Below are 18,367 nucleotides of genomic sequence, written 5' to 3'. Positions count from 1 at the left end.
GGACAAACAAAATGATACAAAAGCAAGCTTTTATTATGGCTTTTATGAATATGTTCGCTCATACCCACAAAAATACATATCATTACGCTACACCCGAGGCAGAGCCTCGGGGAATTCTATAGATTCAAAATTAGTTGTTGAATAAAAAAACCAAGCTTAACTCCTAGAGGTGGCTGCAAATTAGCCCATTGCTACATTAATTAATTGCTATATTTTCAAATTGGTTAATTTCCAAATCATCAAATCTTAAACCTGAATCACCCCCATATTAAAGGGCTTTTCAATAGGAGCATGGTTGGCAGCCTCTATACCCATAGATATCCATTTTCGAGTATCCAAAGGATCTATTACCGCATCTGTCCATAAACGGGATGCCGCGTAATAGGGCGATATTTGGTTGTCATAACGTTCTTTTATTTTATTAAAAAGTTCGTTCTCTTGGGCTTCGGTTATTTTTTCACCTTTTTTCTTGAGCGAAGCTGTCTCTATCTGCAGTAATACTTTGGCGGCCGAATTGCCGCTCATTACCGCCAATTCAGCACTTGGCCAGGCCACAATTAATCTGGGATCATACGCCTTTCCGCACATAGCATAATTACCTGCCCCATAACTATTACCTATAACAATGGTAAATTTGGGTACCACTGAATTACTCACAGCATTGACCATTTTAGCGCCGTCCTTTATAATTCCCCCATGCTCACTTTTACTTCCTACCATAAAACCGGTAACGTCCTGTAAAAATACCAGCGGGATTTTCTTTTGATTGCAATTGGCAATAAATCGGGTGGCTTTATCCGCTGAATCAGAATAGATTACTCCACCAAATTGCATTTCCCCACTTTTGGTTTTTACCACCTTACGTTGATTTGCAACTATGCCCACAGCCCAACCATCTATACGGGCATATCCTGTGAGAATAGTTTTCCCATAGTCCTTTTTGTATTGTTCAAATTCTGATTTATCAACCAATCGCTTTATAATTTCCAGCATATCGTATTGTTCTGCTCTCGATTTTGGGAGTATGCCATAAATATCATCTTCCTGTGCGTCTGGTTTACCTGGAGTGCTTCTATTGTATCCAGCTTTGTCATAGTCGCCAATTTTATCCATTATATTTTTAATGGTATCCAAGGCATCTTTGTCGTCCTTCGCCTTGTAATCCGTGACTCCACTTATTTCACAATGTGTAGTGGCCCCTCCCAAGGTTTCATTGTCGATTACTTCTCCAATGGCAGCTTTTACCAAATAACTGCCTGCCAAGAAAATACTGCCAGTTTTATCTACTATCAATGCTTCGTCGCTCATGATGGGGAGGTAGGCACCCCCTGCTACACAGCTGCCCATAACTGCGGAAATTTGCGTAATTCCCATACTACTCATTTTAGCATTATTTCTAAAAATTCTACCAAAATGTTCCTTATCCGGAAAAATCTCATCTTGCAATGGGAGGTATACCCCTGCGCTATCAACCAAATAAATAATGGGTAAGCGGTTTTCCATAGCAATTTCCTGTGCCCGCAGGTTCTTTTTTGCGGTAATCGGAAACCAAGCTCCGGCCTTTACGGTGGCATCATTGGCGACAACTATACACTGTTTTCTCTTTACAAATCCAATTTTTATGACCACGCCACCAGACGGACATCCTCCATGTGCCTCATACATTCCATCACCAACAAATGCTCCAATTTCTATAGCGTCTCTTCCCTTGTCCATTAAGTAATCTATGCGTTCACGGGCACTTAATTTGCCCTGGGCATGTTGTTTTTCAATTCGGATTTTTCCACCGCCAAGCTTTACCTTAGCAAGTCTATTTTTTAAATCTGATAGTAGTAATTTATTGTGGTCTTCGTTTTTATTGAAGTTGATATCCATGTTGAGTTGCCTTTCTTTTGCGCACTAAAGATAAGGAGTTATATTTATTAACTTTAACTAAATGAAATTCAAAATGGGAGAAAAAGTGAGATGGGGAATTATAGGTCTGGGCAATATCGCCCGTAATTTTATTAAGGACCTTTCACTGGTCAACGAAGCTGAAATTTATGCTGTTGCCTCAAGGGACTTAGGAAAAGCCCAAACATTTTCAGAGGAATACCAGGTGCGCAGCGCCTTTGGAAGCTATAAGGAACTTTTCGAATGCAAAGAAGTAGATGTGGTCTATATTGCCACCCCACACACCTTACATAGCGAACTCGCTATTATGGCCATGGATCATGGTAAGCATGTATTATGTGAAAAACCTATGGGTGTTAATAGGGCGGAGGTCTTAAAGATGATTTCGGCCGCCCAAAACAATAAGGTATTTTTAATGGAGGCTTTATGGAGCAGATTTAACCCTTCCCTTATAAAAGTTAAGGAGGCGGTAGACAGCGGAGAAATAGGTCCACTGGCTTATTTACATGCAGATTTTGCATTTTATGCTTTGGATAGGGATTTTGAAGGTCGGGTGTTGAACCCGATACTGGCTGGGGGTTCTTTATTGGACATCGGTATTTATCCCATTTTTTTAAGCTATTTGCTTCTTGGGAAGCCAGATCAAATTTTATCCACTTCCAATTTCCATGCGAATGGTGCCGAAGTCCAGACATCAATGATTTTTAAGTACCCAAAGGCCCAGGCTATTTTATATTCGGGCTTTACCAGCAGGTCCGAAATGAAAGCAGAAATATCCGGGGAAAAGGGAACTATATATATTCCGGCCAGATGGCATGAGGCCCAAGGATATACCATAGAGAAAAATAATGAACAAGATGAGATTAAGCTGCCAACAACTGGAAGGGGGTATTATTATGAAATCAGTGAGGTGCATGCTTGTCTCGGCCAAGGTAAATTGGAGAGTACTCTTTGGAGCCATCAAAACAGTTTGGATTTAATAACCCTATTGGATACGGTGAGAAAGCAAAATGGAATAGTATTTCCTTTTGAGCAATAAAAGGTATTAAACCCCAAGGGAAGACCTGAACCCCTATTAGGAAACAATCCATGGGTAGTGGTATTATACTAGAAACCCCGCTAAACAGGCGGGATTCGTTCGACTATCGCATTTCAATGAGCCTGCGGCTTCTGAAATACGTGTTTCACGAATAAAGTTTTTTGTATGATGATAAATTCTTATAAAATTTACGATATTTGAAGTTCTACAAACCAAACCGATTAAAACATGGGAATGAATAAGAATACAGTACTTGCTTGGGCAACCTTTATAATGATAATTGTAGGTCTTTCGCTTATTGCGTTAGGTGCTTTTAGATATGATGATGTAGCCGGTTGGGGATTTGCCTCTGTTGGAATAGGTTTCTTTGCAATTGCATGGGTTTTTAATGCATTAAAAGGAAGGGTTTAAGGTATTATAATAGGTAATGGTTTAACTAAACAATAGAATACAAGGCTGGAATCTATATTTACGGACTTTACACTTCAAATAAAAATAATCAAAATAATAATACATATATAATATGTCGGATGATAAGAAAGTGATTTTCTCAATGTCCGGGGTTACTAAAACGTACAAAACTGCGAATACCCCGGTACTAAAGAATATTTATTTAAGCTTCTTTTACGGAGCCAAGATCGGAATTCTAGGTCTTAATGGTTCTGGTAAATCTACCTTGCTAAAAATAATAGCCGGAGTAGATAAAAATTTCCAGGGAGATGTTGTTTTTTCTCCAGGGTATAAGGTTGGTTATCTAGAGCAAGAACCCCAATTGGACGAAAATAAAACTGTCCTGGAAGTGGTCAAGGAAGGTGTAGCCGAAACTGTTGCTATTTTGGATGAGTATAACAAGATAAATGATATGTTTGGGCTTCCCGAAGTATATGAGGATGCAGATAAAATGCAAAAACTCATGGACAAGCAAGCAGAACTTCAAGATAAGATAGACGCCTCCAATGCTTGGGAGTTGGACACCAAATTGGAAATTGCTATGGACGCTTTGCGTACCCCGGACTCCGATAAGAAAATTGGAATACTTTCTGGTGGTGAAAAAAGGCGTGTTGCACTTTGCCGATTATTGTTACAGGAACCTGAAATTCTTTTGTTGGATGAGCCAACGAACCATTTGGATGCAGAATCTGTTCATTGGTTGGAGCATCATTTAGCGGAGTATAAAGGAACAGTAATTGCCGTTACCCACGATAGGTATTTCTTGGATAATGTGGCTGGATGGATATTGGAACTTGATAGGGGAGAAGGTATTCCGTGGAAAGGGAATTACTCTAGCTGGTTAGATCAGAAATCCAAGCGTATGGCACAAGAAAGCAAAACGGCCTCCAAGCACCAAAAAATATTGGAGCGGGAGTTGGATTGGGTAAGACAAGGTGCAAAAGGAAGGCAGACTAAACAAAAGGCCCGTTTGCAGAATTATGACAAATTAATGAGCCAGGACCAAAAGCAATTGGATGAAAAACTGGAGATCTATATCCCGAACGGCCCTCGATTGGGGACCAATGTTATTGAAGCTATTGGAGTAAGTAAGGCCTATGGGGACAAATTGCTTTATGAGGATTTGAATTTTAAATTACCACAAGCAGGTATTGTAGGCATAATTGGCCCAAATGGGGCTGGAAAAACCACCATTTTCCGAATGATAATGGGGGAGGAAAAACCCGATAAGGGTGTATTTGTAGTCGGGGAAACAGCAAAAATTGCCTACGTAGATCAGAGTCATTCCAATATTGATCCTGAAAAATCTATTTGGCAGAATTTTAGTGATGAGCAGGAATTGATCATGATGGGTGGCAGACAGGTGAATTCAAGAGCCTATTTGAGTAGATTCAATTTTTCTGGTAGTGAGCAGAACAAAAAGGTGGATATGCTTTCTGGTGGTGAGCGTAACCGTTTGCATTTGGCAATGACCTTAAAAGAGGAGGGTAACGTACTCCTATTAGATGAGCCAACGAACGATTTGGATGTTAATACCTTAAGGGCCTTGGAAGAAGGACTGGAAAATTTCGCTGGATGTGCAGTAGTAATTTCCCATGATAGGTGGTTCCTTGATAGGGTCTGTACCCATATTTTAGCGTTTGAAGGGGATTCCCAAGTTTATTTCTTTGAAGGATCTTTCTCTGAATATGAAGAAAATAAAAAGAAACGTTTGGGGGGCGATTTAATACCTAAGCGACTAAAATACAAGAAGTTGATACGCTAATTACGAGCGATATTATTAATAAAAACGCTGTTTCTTTAATCGAGATGATTAAGAAACAGCGTTTTATAATTTAAAAGGATTTGGATTTTATGTTAACCCATACAGCTTTTCAGAACATCGATTAATAATCTTCCTTCGGATACCAATCCAATTGAACAACCTCAATTTTGGGGTCCTTATCGTTTACCAATTTTTTAAATTTGACAACGTCTCCAACATCGGGCTTACCTCGAAAGTGATATGGATAAACTTGTTTCGGCTTAAACTCTAGTACGGCGTCTGCCGCACTTTCAACGGTCATGGTATAAGGAAGGTTCATACAAACAAAAGCCTTGTCTATATTTTGTAAAGCACGCATTTCAGGAATATCCTCGGTATCGCCGGAAAAATATATACGTTGATCATTTTTACTGAGCACATAGCCATTGCCACGGCCCTTGGTATGAAAGTCTTTTGCTTCTTCCCTTAGATTGTACATGGGAATCGCTTCAATATTAATTCCATAACGTTCCTTTGAGTCCCCGTTATTTAGAATGTCCAGTTGTGGAGTAAATTCTGCTGGAATCTTATCGGCTACTGCTTGTGGGACAATTATTTTTGCTTTTTTTGTATTTAAGGCCTGCAATGTTTCCAGACTGAAATGATCCCCGTGAATGTCGGTAATCAAAATTAGGTCAGGTTCTTTTACACTAGCGAAGGCCTCCTTGCCGCCAACGGGATCTACATAGATGATTGTACCATCCCAATCCAAAACTGCTGTGGCGTGTTCAATGGGTGTGATGTTAACATCTGAAACCGTAGTTTCGGCAACAAGCTCAACAACCTCCTCTATAGCCGGAGTTTGTTTGACTTTTTCCTTGCAACCATAAGACAAAAGGCCTGTTAGAACAACCAAGGCCATAATATGATTTGAATAACTCATAATTCGAATATTTTAAATGATTAATAATTCCATTTTAATATCACTCCTAGCATAGGGCAGATTTTTTTCGATTTCAACCTCTATAAAACCATATTTTTTGTAAATATAGAGCGCATTTTCCAACTTGGTGTTGGAGTATAAAATTAATTTATTCCATCCATTTTGTTTTGCATGATCAATAGCAGAGTCCAAAAGTGCCTGACCTATTTTTAGTCCTTGATAATTTGGGTCTACCGCCATTTTACCCAATTCATATTCATTATTTTGTAATTTAATCAATGCAAAACAACCCACTATATTTTCTAGGTACTGCGCGAAAAATATAAACCCACCTTTATCTATTATGTTAGCCTCACAATTATCTAAGAGAATAGTGTCTTTAGGTTCCACATAAAAATATTTATCCAGCCAAGCTACATTTAGTTCCTTAAACCTCTTTGAATAGCGGGATTCAAAGGGAATTATGTTTAAATTCATAGGAGTAATATCAATATACTCATAAAGTTAAGATAAGAATTTTGTATTCTTTGGGAGAAATGTTAATTTTTTTTAACTAAAAAAATCTAAAATCCAAACCTGATCGTATATAGAGTGTTACAAACAAATAATTTAAAGGTTAAAAAAATTAAATAATTAATAATTACAATTATGACTGAAACAAAAAGTAATAATGGATTGAAGGTTATAGCAGGTTTATTGGGTGTAATTTTACTTGGTGTAATCATTTACACAGTAAGTTTATATCAAGATAAACAAAAGAACACTGCATTACTTACAAAAGAAAAAGAATTGGTTGTTGAAGACTTGACCAGTTTAAAGTCGGAATACGACAAAGCTATCTTGGAAAGTAATGCCACCAATGAAGAATTGGTTTCCGCTAGGGATAACATTGCAAAATACATTGATTCTGTTAAGACTATGAAATCTGATATTGCCAGTCTTTATCGTTACAGAAAACAGGTAGGTATCCTAACAAAAGAAAGAGAGCAATTAATAAGAAAAGTAGATTCTTTAACTAGATCTAATACTTTCTTGGCCATGCAGAGGGACAGTACTTATGTTGAATTGGAAAAACAAACAGTTTTCAACGATTCTTTGGTAGTACAGAACACTCAGTTGGCAGATGTAGTTTCAAAAGGGTCAGCATTAAATTTATCTAAATTTTCTGTAGATGCCGTTAAGGAAAGAACTAGTGGTAAAATGGTTTCTACTTCTAGAGCTAAAGCTACTGACAAATTAAAAGTTTGTTTCACTGTTGCAGATAACGTTATTGCACAGGCAGGTGACAGACAATTCTTTATTGAAGTTTTAGATCCACAAGGGAATGTACTGGGAGAAAGTTTCTCTAAAACAAGTGACTCTGGTGCATCTGTAACTTACAGCAAAGGAACTGATTTCTATTATGAGAACCGTTCTTTGGATGTATGTGATTTCATTGACAAGCCAGCAAGTGAATTCCAAAAAGGGAATTATATGGTAAACGTTTATGACAACGGTTTAAAATTATTGGGAACTTCCAAGTTTCAATTGAAATAATAGTAACACTATCCATTTAACTAAAAAGGCCAATCTTTCGGGATTGGCCTTTTTTATTCGTGAGACCCGTATTTCAAAAGCCGCAGGCGTATTGAAATGCGATAGTTGAACTAACCCCGCCGAGAAGGCGGGGTTTCTTGTTTAGTTACTCCGATCCTAGGATGGAGACTTTAAAGGGGATCCAAGGCTTGGCTTGGGGTTGCATACCTTTTATTAATTAACTATTCCCGCTGAAAAAGCGGGATATATGGATTTGATACCAGACAGCTTACTTCGAGGTTTTTCACTTATTGACTTCAAGTGTTAATCCAAGGTTCCTACCATATCTTCAGGTTTTACCCATTCATCATAATCCTCAGCGGTAACATATCCTAAATTGATAGCTTCCACTTTTAGAGTAGTACCATTTTTATGGGCTGTATTCGCTATTTCAGCAGCTTTATAATAACCAATCTTAGTGTTTAATGCAGTAACCAGCATTAGGGAATTATTTAAAAGTTGCTTAATTACATCGTGATTAGGTTCTATGCCAAGGGCACAATTCTCATCAAAACTAACACAGGCATCGCCTATCAATTGAGCGGATTGCAAAATATTCGCCGCCATCATGGGCTTAAAAACATTCAGTTCATAATGGCCTTGGGTCCCACCTACACTTATGGCAACGTCGTTCCCCATTACTTGTGCACATACCATGGTCAATGCTTCACATTGTGTTGGGTTAACTTTTCCTGGCATAATGGAACTACCTGGTTCATTCGCTGGAATAATAATTTCACCTATGCCAGATCTTGGCCCTGATGCCATCATTCTAATATCATTGGCAATTTTGTTAAGGGATACAGCCAATTGCTTTAAGGCACCATGTGTTTCAACAATGGCATCATGAGCTGCCAAAGCCTCAAATTTATTCTCAGCAGTCTTAAAAGGTAATTTAGTAAACCTGGAAATGTATTGTGAAACTAGAACATCATAACCATTAGGTGCATTTAGACCAGTTCCTACAGCGGTACCCCCAAGGGCCAACTCACTTAAATGATCAAGGGTATTGTTCAATGCCTTTAAGCCATGATCCAATTGGGAAACGTAGCCTGAAATTTCTTGCCCCAAGGTTAGGGGAGTGGCATCCATTAAATGGGTGCGGCCTATTTTCACAACCTTGGCAAATTCTTTTGCCTTTTTATTCAATGTATTCCTTAGCTTAGTAACACCTGGAATAGTGACTTCAATAATTTTTTTATAAGCAGCAATGTGCATCCCAGTAGGAAAAGTGTCATTGGAAGATTGGGATTTGTTAACATCATCATTAGGCTGAATAGTTTTTTCTCCCTCACCGATCTTCTTACCCGCAATTTCATGGGCCCTATTGGCAATAACCTCATTTACGTTCATATTACTCTGAGTGCCTGAACCTGTCTGCCAAATCACCAAAGGAAATTGATCGTCGTGCTTTCCTTCTAAAATTTCCTCACATACTTGGGAAATACGGTCTCTTTTTTCTTGAGAAAGTACACCTAATTCATGGTTGGCGTAGGCTGCGGCTTTTTTTAAATATGCAAATCCGTAAACTATATCCAATGGCATTGAAGCTGCTGGACCAATTTTGAAATTATTTCTTGAGCGTTCCGTCTGAGCCCCCCAGTATTTGTTGGACGGCACTTTAACCTCGCCCATGGTATCCTTTTCTATACGGTATTCCATAATTTAAATTGAGTTTATTGATAATTACAAATTTACGTTTATCTACTTAAGTAATAAAATATCCAAATTAGTTTATCTACTGTACTTACACCTTACACAAGAAATAAAGTGTACTATATGAGATGCCAGAACAGTCCAACAGAGGAGGAACTATCCTTGATCCAAAAATTTTGATTTTAACTCAGGAGTAGGTACCATGCAGGCCTCTTTTTTGCCATACCATTGATACCTGTTTTTGGCAACATAGTCATACACCCAATTTCTTATTTTTTCTGGAATCCACTCCAATACACTGGCAAATTGCCACGCACCCCCAAAGGACTGGGCAATTTTCAGTGCTGCTGTAGATTTGGTATAATAGGCCACCCCTGGTTCTATAAGAATAATAGAATCTACCATAGAAAGGTCTATTCCACGCTCCTCGGCCAGTTTTTTTCCGATTTCGCCTTGTAGTGTAGCAAACCTAAAATCGTTTCGGGTATCGTGTTTAATAACGTATTGCACTGAGCTATTACAGAGATTGCAAACCCCGTCAAAAAGAATTATTTTATTGTTTTGAATCATTTCAGTAGAGGTTTAACCCCTTTATTTTGTTTTTCTTTCTACCAATTCCAACTGGTCAACTGCCACATTAGTGGTGAAAATACCGTAGTTGACAATGGCCTTGTTCTTTTCTAAATTATCTATACTGCCTACAGCTTTTCCGTCGATTAAACGCACTCGATCTCCAAGTTTGAATATGGGACGGGGCTTGTTTTTTTCCTTAACTTCAGCCTTCTTCTTTTCTACTTTTTTCTTTTCACGGATTACCTCCACCTTTTTTATAACTTCTTGCTCTACTTTGGCCTTTCTTTCTTTTTGGGTCTTAACTTCTTTTACCGTTTGCTTTTTACGCTTACTGTTTTCTGTTTCCACAATACGTATTAGTTCGGAAACCATAATACGCTTCTTATTATCTTGAAAATATGTTTCTGCAGCTGTATTTACTTTATTGCCCAAATAGATCATCCTCTGGTTATGGTCATATAGTTCCTGATAGTTTTCCAATTTAGATTTTATCTTGGAATTTAAGTCTTCCAGCTTTTGGGCTTCTGTTCTAGCCTTAGATTCTTCTTCTTGTAGTCTGGAACCGGTTAGCTCCATTTTACTGCGTTCCTTTTGCAGCTTGGCTATGGTGGCATCAAAACGGACCTTACCGCGTTCTATTTTCTTTTTAGCCTTGTTGATAAGGCTATAGGGAATACCGTTCTTTTGTGCCACTTCAAAGGTAAACGAACTACCGGCCTGTCCCAGAACCAATTGATAGGTAGGTTCCAACGACTTTCCATCGAAAAGCATATTGGCATTGCTTACGTGTGGCAATTCATTGGCCAAGAGTTTTAGATTGGCATAATGGGTAGTAATTACTCCATAAGCTCCGCGTTCGTAGAAAACTTCTAAAAAAGTCTCGGCCAAAGCTCCGCCCAATTCGGGGTCACTTCCTGTGCCAAATTCATCGATTAGAAAAAGGGTTTTATCGTTGCACTTACGTAAAAAATAATTCATGTTTTTCAACCGGTAACTATAGGTGCTGAGATGGTTTTCTATAGACTGGTTGTCCCCAATATCGGTCAAAACATTATCAAATAAACAAACTTTGGACCTTTCATGTACTGGAATCAATAAGCCGCTTTGCAACATTACCTGTAACAGGCCAATAGTTTTTAAGGTAATACTCTTGCCCCCGGCATTGGGACCGGAAATAACTATAATTCGGTTTTCTGAATGTAGGGCAATGGTTTGCGGGTACGTTTTTTCCTTTTTGTACTTGTTGCTCAAAAATAATAGTGGATGGTAGGCATCCCTAAGATAAAGCTCCCTGTGGTCACTTATTTCCGGTAATAACGCATCCATTTCCAAAGCATATTTTGCTTTAGAAGCCGTTATATCTATATGCACAAGAAAATCTTGATAGGCATAAAGGTCATGTGCAAATGGTCTAATTCGGTTCGTAAGATCGTTCAATATTTTTTGAACCTCTTCCCGTTCCTCGAATTCAAGGTTACTCAGTTCCCGACTATACCTCAATGTTGCTTCTGGCTCAATGTAAACAATACTACCGGTTTTGGAGGTCCCCATTACGGCTCCCTTAACCTTTTTCCTATACATGCTCTTTACTGCAAGTACCCTTCTATTATCAACTACAGATTCCCTAATGTCATCTAACAACTCTGAAGCCTGATAGGTATTAAGAGCTGAGGCAAAACTTTGATTTATTTTGCCCTTGACCGTCACCATTTGTGAACGAATGTTTTGAAGGTTATTGGAGGCATTGTCCTTTATTTCCCCAAACTTATCCAAGACGGCTTCTATATGTCGGGGAATCTCCGTGTTCAAGGTAATAGTTTCTGTAGCCCCAAAAAGTAAGGGGTAGTATTCCTTAAATTTTGTAAAAAATTTTATTTGTGTCCCTACTGTTGTACAAATGGCCCCAATTTTCTTAAAACCACCTACTTCCAAAGTAGTATTCTCAATTTTTAAGAGCTTTAACTCGGGGTTGATGGTGTCAAAGTTATGATGTGGTATTCTATTGTCATTAGAGTAGGAGGCCAGATACTCGGAAGTTTGCCCCAAAACATTCAAAAGTGTGGTTTTGGATGGGATTGGTTCCAAGCTTACTACCCGTTCCTTTCCTAGTTCTGTGGTGCAACGGCCAGCCAATTGCAGGAGAACGGTATTAAATTCTAAATCTTGAAGCGTTTTTGAACCTATATTATTCATCTAGTGAGATTTCCTTTCCATAACATTTTATAACCTTCAAAGGTAAGGAATAGGTGTAATATGAGAAGGCAGTAAAACATGTATTTATAAGGTATGTTTACCTTTTTTGGGTGAATATACCATGATATATGCATAAAAATTAGATGAATGTTGGTCAACAGAACAATATTTTTGGCACAGTATATGTTTTATAGCTAGACTATTATAATAGTTTTAAATAAAAAACCATTAAAAACCTACTTATGAGCAACCTTAAATTAATACTCGGATATATTAGTATGGGCGTTTTATTGATTTCCTGTAGTGCCACCAATAATTTAACTATGGGAGCTACGGAACCGGCTGTAGTACATCTTCCAAATGATATTCAGAGAATAGGAATTATCAATAGAAGTTTACCTTCAGAAGGAAATAAGAAAATTGACAAAATAGATCAGATATTGTCCGCTGAGGGGCTTAATCTAGATAAAAAAGGAGCTGAAGCTGCTATTACCGCCCTCTCTGATGAATTGGCAAGAACTGGAAGGTTTGAAGAGATACTGATTTTAGATAACGAAACAGATATTAGAAAAGGATTGGATGTATTTCCGGCGAGCCTGTCTTGGGAAGCTATTGATGAGATTTGTGAAGCCAATGGTGTAGATGCTATTTTTTCGCTGGCATTTTATGATACCGATACCCAGGTGTCCTATAAACCTTCTATAATGCAACTTCCAAACAATTTGGGAATAAAAGTGGCGGTCCCAGCCCATGAAGTCACCTTAAATACCTTGATAAAAAATGGATGGCGCATCTATAACCCACAGTCTAGGGAAATTGTAGATGAATTTATGTACACAGATCATCTGGTCTCCTCTGGAAAAGGAATTAATCCAGTTAAAGCGATCGAAGCTGTGGCCCGTAGGAATGAAGCTGTTGAGGAATTTAGTAAAAATATAGGGTACGCCTATGGATCTAGACTTTCGCCATACAAACACAGAATCAGCAGGGATTATTTTGTTCGTGGGACGGACAATTTTGTAGTGGGCAAAAGAAGGGCACAAACTGGGGATTGGCAGGGTGCTGCCCAACTTTGGGAAAAAGAGTTGGATAATTCCAAAGCTAAAATTGCGGGAAGAGCCCATTATAATATGGCGATAATAAATGAAATTAATGGTGACTTGAACGCCGCAATGGACTGGGCATCAAAATCCTATGCGGATTATGACAATAAGGATGCCCTCAGATATTTAAATATTCTAAAATATAGGCTATCGCAAAATGAAGTCCTTGAGCAGCAAGCTTCGCGATAAGCAGATTTGCCTTTAAAGGGTATTTGTATTTTTTAAAAACTTCAACAAAAGAGTCCGGCTTCCATAAAAATGGAAACTGGACTCTTTTGGCATATTGGGCTTATTGAAATGGTCCCATCGAATTAAGTGCCAATTTAAAATAATATGGATCCCTTTTGTAAAAAGAAGGGTCTTTGCGCAAAAAAGGTTTGAAAAAGTCTCCAAATTCAATGATTTTGGGACTAATGGACAATATTTTGCCTATAAAATGAGTTTTAGCAAGGTTATGTTAATACGCCTAATCCTTTTATCAATTGAATTTCATTTAAATAGCATGAGCAAGTTTTTTATAAGGCTTTTTGCATCAGGCCTACTAATTATAATTATAAGTTGTAGCCCAACTAAACAAATTATTCTTCAGACGATGGAGCCCTCTCCTGTGCATATTTCAAAAAAAATAAAGAAAATAGGTATCATTAATAGAAGTATACTGCCAGATGTAGATCAAGATGAAACAGGTCTTAATAGAATGGTGTCCGCCGAAGAACAGTGGCTCTCCGAGCAGGGTAGGGATGCGGCCTTAACGGGTTTATTCAACGAACTGGTAAAGGATAACCGATTTCAATCTATTAAAATGCTCGATTCCGTACCGGAGGAGTTATTGAATTTTGACGCCGGAAACGATGCCATTTCCTGGTCATTAATCGAAAAAATTTGCAATACCCACCATGTAGATGCTATATTTTCAATGTCTTATTTTGATGCTGAAACAACAGTTTCCGTAAAGAAATCATCTATGTTACAACCTAACTTAATGAGGGTGAAGGTGAAGGTTCCCGCCCAAGAGATTACATTGGAGACACTTATAGAGAATGGTTGGAAAATCTATTATCCCAACAGCAATGAAATCATAGATGAATTTGTATTTAATGGCCAGGTCGTCTCAAAAGGCAAAGGTACAAACCCGATAGAGGCTTTCAAGGCCATAGAGGGCCGAAAAGACACTCTGGTTGAACAGAGCAAATCAACCGGCAGCAATTATGGCCAACGATTATTACCTTATGAAAATAATGTTGAGAGATCATATTTTGTACGTGGTACCGATAACCTTGATCAAGCTGGCAAGCTTATAGAAAATGGCGATTTGCAAGGAGCTTCGCTCTTATGGGAAAAAGAATTGGAGAACTCCAATACTAGAATGGCCGGGAGGGCCTGTTATAACATGGCGGTTATAAACGAAATCCAGGGTGACTTGACATCCGCCATAGAATGGGCTTCAAAATCACATTTGGATTATGACAATAAAGAAGCAATAAAGTATTTGGAAGTACTCAAATACAGGTCAACCCAAAACCAAATTTTGGAACAACAGGTATCTCGATAACGGATTTCAACTTAGTTAAATAACCTGATAAATTTGCAAATTAGAAAGTCTGATCGTTAAAAGATGATTACCTTTTAGAAAGATTGCATAGTAACCAACCTTTTATAAACCCCATCTTTAGCCATCAACTGAGTGTGAGACCCTTGTTCTACTATCTCCCCCTTCTGTAATACTACTATAGTGTCGGCATTTTGTATGGTAGAAAGTCTATGTGCTATTACTATCGAAGTACGGTTCTGCATCATTTTTTCCAGGGCATCCTGGACCAACCTTTCACTCTCGGTATCCAAGGCAGAAGTAGCTTCATCCAATATCATAATAGGTGGATTTTTAAGAACTGCCCTTGCGATGGACAAACGCTGTTTTTGGCCCCCACTTAATTTGTTGCCACTATCACCTATGTTGGTGTTATATCCTTGCGGTAGCTCTGAAATAAAATCGTGGGCATTGGCTATTTTGGCTGCTGCAACAATCTCTTCATCTGTGGCATTCTCCTTCCCAAGTCCAATATTATTTTTAACGGTATCATTAAAAAGAATGGAATCCTGTGTAACCAGCCCCATTAGCCCGCGAAGCGATGTTTTTGTAAAATCCCTAATATCTATCCCGTCTATTTTAATTTCACCTTCATTTACATCATAAAAGCGGGTCATTAAATTGGCTATAGTACTTTTGCCACTTCCAGATTGGCCCACCAGAGCTACGGTCTTACCTTTGGGAACATTTAGGTTGAATTGTTTCAGGACGTAATCATCATCATATTTAAAGGAAACATTTTTTATATCTATTCCTTGATCAAATGCGGATTTCGAAATTGCCTCTCTCTTTTCCATAATCGGGTTTTCCGTTTCTAAAACCTCCAGCACACGTTCCGCTGCAGAATTCCCTTTCTTAACGCCAAAAGAAGCCTTGCTTATGGCTTTGGCCGGGGTAAGAATATTATAAGCCAATCCCATGTAGGCAATAAAGGAGGATGCATCCAACGTCTTATCTATCAAAACCATTTTCCCACCAAACCAGAGCAGCACACCTATAACCAGTATTCCTAAAAATTCTCCAGTAGGGGAGGCAAGATTTTGTCTGTTCAATAACTTATTGGAAAAGTGAAAAAACCTATTGGTAGAAGTGGAAAAGGTTTTATAAAATCTGGATTCGGAATTAAAGGCCTTTATAACCCTTAACCCCCCAAGTGTTTCTTCCACAATAGATAAAAACTCCCCTTGTTCACGTTGCACACGATCCGATTTCTTTTTTAGGGATTTTCCAATTCTCGAAATAATCATTCCCGCTATAGGAATAAAAATAAACACGAAAAGGGTAAGCTTTGTACTTATCCCAAACATGATCAAAATAGTAAACAGGATAGTAAGTGGCTCTCTTACGATGAGTTCCAATATGGATAGAAAAGAATGCTGAATCTCCAAAACATCGGAAGTTATACGTGCAATAACATCACCCTTTCGCTTTTCCGAATAATAGGAAATAGGCAAATCCACTATTTTGGCATACATCTTATTTCTGATATCCTTTAGCACCCCATTTCTCAAAAAAGTAATGAAATACATGGCCAAGTAATTAAAGAAATTCTTTAAAAGAAAAAGAATTAATACCAGCCCTATTACCAAAACAAGGCCTTTCATTTCATCATCACCCGAATAGGCGTTAACCCGATAATTAATATAGTGCTGTAAATAATCCTTTAGTTGGCCCAAACCTTCATACACTGGTTCGACCAAAATCTTTTTTTCCGGCTTAAATAGAACATCCAACATAGGAATTAAGGCGGCAAAAGAAAGTGCACTAAATAGGGCGTATAGAAAATTAAAAAAAATATTTAAAAATCCGTATCTACGGTAAGGTTTCGCAAAGCGAAGAATTTTCTTAAAATACTCCATTAACCTATTTTCAGTTCTTTAAGGATTCTTTCAATTTTAGCATCCAGTTCAGCATCAACTTTTTTAAAGTCAGCTGCATTTTTTAATTCGGTATTGATGCTAAAATAGAATTTGATTTTTGGTTCGGTACCACTGGGTCTAGCAGCCATTTTAGTCCCATCTTCGGTAATGTATATCAATACGTTGGATTTTGGAATAGCTATAGGTGATACTTTACCCGTTAATACATTTTTGGATGTCGCCGTATTGTAATCTTCTACAATAACCACTTTAGACCCATCAATAGTTTCAACGGGGTTGTCCTTGAAGTCGATCATCATCTGTTTAATTTCCTCTGCGCCTGACATTCCTTTTTTAGTCAAGGAGATTAATTTTTCCTTAAAAAATCCGTAGTTCACATAGCAATCAATTAAATCCTTGTAGAACGAACTATTATTTGCTTTTGCACTGGCACCAATCTCGCAGGCCAATAGGGTGGCGGTAACCGCATCTTTGTCCCGTACAAAATCACCTACCATAAATCCGAAGCTTTCTTCTCCCCCTCCAATAAAAGGCTGGTTGGGGAAATCCTTGATCATTTTGGCTATCCATTTAAAACCGGTCAAGGCAGTTTTACATTCCACCCCATAGGCTTTGGCTAGGGAGTCCATCATAGGCGTAGAAACAATGGTAGAAGCAATAAATTCCTTCCCAGAAATTCCTTTTATCTTTCTCTGTTCCAATAAAAACTTGGTCATCATGACCATGGATTGGTTTCCGTTCAGGATTTCCATTTCTCCCTTCAAATTACGAACGGCCACCCCTAGACGATCACTATCCGGATCGGTTCCAATTACCATATCTGCACCTATTTCCTCTGCTTTTTTGATGGCCATGGATAGAGCTTCCGGTTCTTCAGGGTTAGGGGAGACTACCGTGGGAAAATTACCATCGGGTTTGGCTTGCTCCTCAATAACGGTAACATTTTTATACCCTGCTCGCTTCAGAACCTCGGGTATTACTGTTATGGAAGTACCGTGTAAGGATGTAAAAACTATTTTAAAGTTGTCTTTTCCCTTGGCATTAAAGTTTCCATTTTTTACGGATGCCTCAATAAATGCTTCATCTACCTTCTTGTCTATTAATTCTATTAAGCTATCATCTGCTTTGAATTTGATATCCTCGAAAGAAAGGCTATTTATTTCGCTTACAATAGCTTCGTCCTCCGGTGGTACTATTTGGCCGCCATCTGTCCAATATACTTTATATCCATTGTATTCTGGAGGATTATGTGAAGCAGTTAGTACTATACCAGCGTGGCAGTTAAGGTATTTTACGGCAAACGAAAGTTCAGGGGTGGTCCTCAATTCCGAAAAAAGGAACACTTTTATACCATTGGCAGCGAATACCTCTGCAACTGTCCTTGCAAGGGTGTCACTATTATGCCTACAATCATAGGCTATTACCACTTTAACCTCTTCGTTTTTATATACTTGATTTAGGTAGTTACTTAGCCCTTGAGTACTTTTTCCCAAGGTGTATTTGTTGATCCTATTGGTACCTGCCCCCATAATTCCACGCATCCCTCCGGTCCCAAATTCAAGGTTTTTATAAAAGCGGTCTTTTAACTCTTCAGTATTGTTGTCTATTAGCTCTTGAATTTCGTTTTTGGTCTTGTCGTCGAAAAAATCGGTCAACCAATTTTTGGCATTTTTCAGTATGGCTTCCATAGTAATTTGGTGTTATATGTGTTCTTAAAAATACGAAGAATA

The 18,367-nt window shown here is 38.3% G+C and carries 14 protein-coding genes; 6 read left to right on the top strand and 8 right to left on the bottom strand.

Annotated elements, in window-relative coordinates; all coding sequences use genetic code 11:
* Positions 1-246: 246 nt before the first annotated feature.
* Positions 247-1,875 (bottom strand): acyl-CoA carboxylase subunit beta, encoded by a 1,629-nt coding sequence (locus CWD90_RS05585; RefSeq protein ID WP_103474943.1) that lies wholly within the window; start codon positions 1,873-1,875, stop codon positions 247-249.
* 61 nt (positions 1,876-1,936) lie between these two features.
* On the opposite strand from CWD90_RS05585, the gene CWD90_RS05580 reads away from it, so the two are divergent.
* The 3 genes from CWD90_RS05580 (at position 1,937) to ettA (ending at position 5,147) form a co-directional block, all read left to right on the top strand.
* A complete protein-coding gene (locus CWD90_RS05580; RefSeq protein ID WP_239986470.1) occupies positions 1,937-2,932 on the top strand; it encodes a Gfo/Idh/MocA family protein in 996 nt (331 codons plus the stop codon).
* Between the two features lie 228 nt (positions 2,933-3,160).
* Complete coding sequence (locus CWD90_RS05575) at positions 3,161-3,343, top strand: CAL67264 family membrane protein (protein WP_031443882.1); 183 nt, start codon at positions 3,161-3,163, stop codon at positions 3,341-3,343.
* Between the two features lie 112 nt (positions 3,344-3,455).
* Positions 3,456-5,147, top strand: a complete 1,692-nt coding sequence (gene ettA, locus CWD90_RS05570; protein WP_103474942.1) for an energy-dependent translational throttle protein EttA — start codon at positions 3,456-3,458, stop codon at positions 5,145-5,147.
* A 121-nt stretch (positions 5,148-5,268) separates the two neighbouring features.
* On the opposite strand, the gene CWD90_RS05565 is transcribed toward ettA, so the two are convergent.
* On the bottom strand, positions 5,269-6,069 hold the full coding sequence (locus CWD90_RS05565; protein ID WP_103474941.1) for an MBL fold metallo-hydrolase: 801 nt from the start codon (positions 6,067-6,069) through the stop codon (positions 5,269-5,271).
* 12 nt (positions 6,070-6,081) lie between these two features.
* Positions 6,082-6,546, bottom strand: a complete 465-nt coding sequence (locus tag CWD90_RS05560) for a GNAT family N-acetyltransferase (protein ID WP_103474940.1) — start codon at positions 6,544-6,546, stop codon at positions 6,082-6,084.
* A 171-nt stretch (positions 6,547-6,717) separates the two neighbouring features.
* On the opposite strand from CWD90_RS05560, the gene CWD90_RS05555 reads away from it, so the two are divergent.
* The gene (locus tag CWD90_RS05555; RefSeq protein WP_103474939.1) at positions 6,718-7,605 is read left to right on the top strand and encodes a hypothetical protein; all 888 of its coding nucleotides are present in this window, start codon (positions 6,718-6,720) and stop codon (positions 7,603-7,605) included.
* 303 nt (positions 7,606-7,908) lie between these two features.
* Here the strand turns inward: CWD90_RS05555 and fumC are convergent, their stop codons facing one another.
* The 3 genes from fumC to CWD90_RS05540 all read right to left on the bottom strand — a co-directional run bounded on the left by fumC (position 7,909) and on the right by CWD90_RS05540 (position 12,066).
* Entirely contained in the window at positions 7,909-9,306 is a 1,398-nt protein-coding gene (gene fumC / locus CWD90_RS05550) for a class II fumarate hydratase (protein WP_103474938.1), read from the bottom strand.
* A 150-nt stretch (positions 9,307-9,456) separates the two neighbouring features.
* Entirely contained in the window at positions 9,457-9,870 is a 414-nt protein-coding gene (locus CWD90_RS05545; RefSeq protein ID WP_103474937.1) for a thiol-disulfide oxidoreductase DCC family protein, read from the bottom strand.
* Between the two features lie 21 nt (positions 9,871-9,891).
* Positions 9,892-12,066 (bottom strand): endonuclease MutS2, encoded by a 2,175-nt coding sequence (locus CWD90_RS05540; protein WP_103474936.1) that lies wholly within the window; start codon positions 12,064-12,066, stop codon positions 9,892-9,894.
* Between the two features lie 242 nt (positions 12,067-12,308).
* On the opposite strand from CWD90_RS05540, the gene CWD90_RS05535 reads away from it, so the two are divergent.
* Together CWD90_RS05535 and CWD90_RS05530 are read left to right on the top strand one after the other, a co-directional pair.
* The gene (locus tag CWD90_RS05535) at positions 12,309-13,358 is read left to right on the top strand and encodes a DUF6340 family protein (protein WP_103474935.1); all 1,050 of its coding nucleotides are present in this window, start codon (positions 12,309-12,311) and stop codon (positions 13,356-13,358) included.
* A 313-nt stretch (positions 13,359-13,671) separates the two neighbouring features.
* Positions 13,672-14,721, top strand: a complete 1,050-nt coding sequence (locus tag CWD90_RS05530; RefSeq protein WP_157941165.1) for a DUF6340 family protein — start codon at positions 13,672-13,674, stop codon at positions 14,719-14,721.
* 74 nt (positions 14,722-14,795) lie between these two features.
* Here the strand turns inward: CWD90_RS05530 and CWD90_RS05525 are convergent, their stop codons facing one another.
* Both CWD90_RS05525 and CWD90_RS05520 read right to left on the bottom strand, forming a co-directional pair.
* Positions 14,796-16,616: an ABC transporter ATP-binding protein gene (locus CWD90_RS05525; protein WP_103474933.1), complete on the bottom strand. Its 1,821-nt coding sequence runs from the start codon at positions 16,614-16,616 to the stop codon at positions 14,796-14,798.
* On the bottom strand, positions 16,616-18,325 hold the full coding sequence (locus CWD90_RS05520; protein WP_103474932.1) for a phospho-sugar mutase: 1,710 nt from the start codon (positions 18,323-18,325) through the stop codon (positions 16,616-16,618). The genes CWD90_RS05525 and CWD90_RS05520 overlap by 1 nt, the downstream gene beginning before the upstream one ends.
* Between the last annotated feature and the right edge of the window lie 42 nt (positions 18,326-18,367).

This window comes from Arenibacter catalasegens (assembly GCF_002909235.1).
GTDB lineage: Bacteria > Bacteroidota > Bacteroidia > Flavobacteriales > Flavobacteriaceae > Arenibacter > Arenibacter catalasegens.
This window is presented reverse-complemented; position numbering and strand designations above follow the sequence as displayed.

Excerpts from the sequence above, each read along its gene's own strand:
- ettA (WP_103474942.1), top strand. The coding sequence starts at position 3,456 with ATGTCGGATGATAAGAAAGTGATTTTCTCAATGTCCGGGGTTACTAAA.
- CWD90_RS05530 (WP_157941165.1), top strand. The coding sequence starts at position 13,672 with ATGAGCAAGTTTTTTATAAGGCTTTTTGCATCAGGCCTACTAATTATA.
- CWD90_RS05535 (WP_103474935.1), top strand. The coding sequence starts at position 12,309 with ATGAGCAACCTTAAATTAATACTCGGATATATTAGTATGGGCGTTTTA.
- CWD90_RS05580 (WP_239986470.1), top strand. The coding sequence starts at position 1,937 with ATGAAATTCAAAATGGGAGAAAAAGTGAGATGGGGAATTATAGGTCTG.
- CWD90_RS05585 (WP_103474943.1), bottom strand. The coding sequence starts at position 1,875 with ATGGATATCAACTTCAATAAAAACGAAGACCACAATAAATTACTACTA.
- CWD90_RS05525 (WP_103474933.1), bottom strand. The coding sequence starts at position 16,616 with ATGGAGTATTTTAAGAAAATTCTTCGCTTTGCGAAACCTTACCGTAGA.
- CWD90_RS05545 (WP_103474937.1), bottom strand. The coding sequence starts at position 9,870 with ATGATTCAAAACAATAAAATAATTCTTTTTGACGGGGTTTGCAATCTC.
- CWD90_RS05555 (WP_103474939.1), top strand. The coding sequence starts at position 6,718 with ATGACTGAAACAAAAAGTAATAATGGATTGAAGGTTATAGCAGGTTTA.
- CWD90_RS05540 (WP_103474936.1), bottom strand. The coding sequence starts at position 12,066 with ATGAATAATATAGGTTCAAAAACGCTTCAAGATTTAGAATTTAATACC.
- CWD90_RS05520 (WP_103474932.1), bottom strand. The coding sequence starts at position 18,325 with ATGGAAGCCATACTGAAAAATGCCAAAAATTGGTTGACCGATTTTTTC.
- fumC (WP_103474938.1), bottom strand. The coding sequence starts at position 9,306 with ATGGAATACCGTATAGAAAAGGATACCATGGGCGAGGTTAAAGTGCCG.
- CWD90_RS05560 (WP_103474940.1), bottom strand. The coding sequence starts at position 6,546 with ATGAATTTAAACATAATTCCCTTTGAATCCCGCTATTCAAAGAGGTTT.
- CWD90_RS05575 (WP_031443882.1), top strand. The coding sequence starts at position 3,161 with ATGGGAATGAATAAGAATACAGTACTTGCTTGGGCAACCTTTATAATG.
- CWD90_RS05565 (WP_103474941.1), bottom strand. The coding sequence starts at position 6,069 with ATGAGTTATTCAAATCATATTATGGCCTTGGTTGTTCTAACAGGCCTT.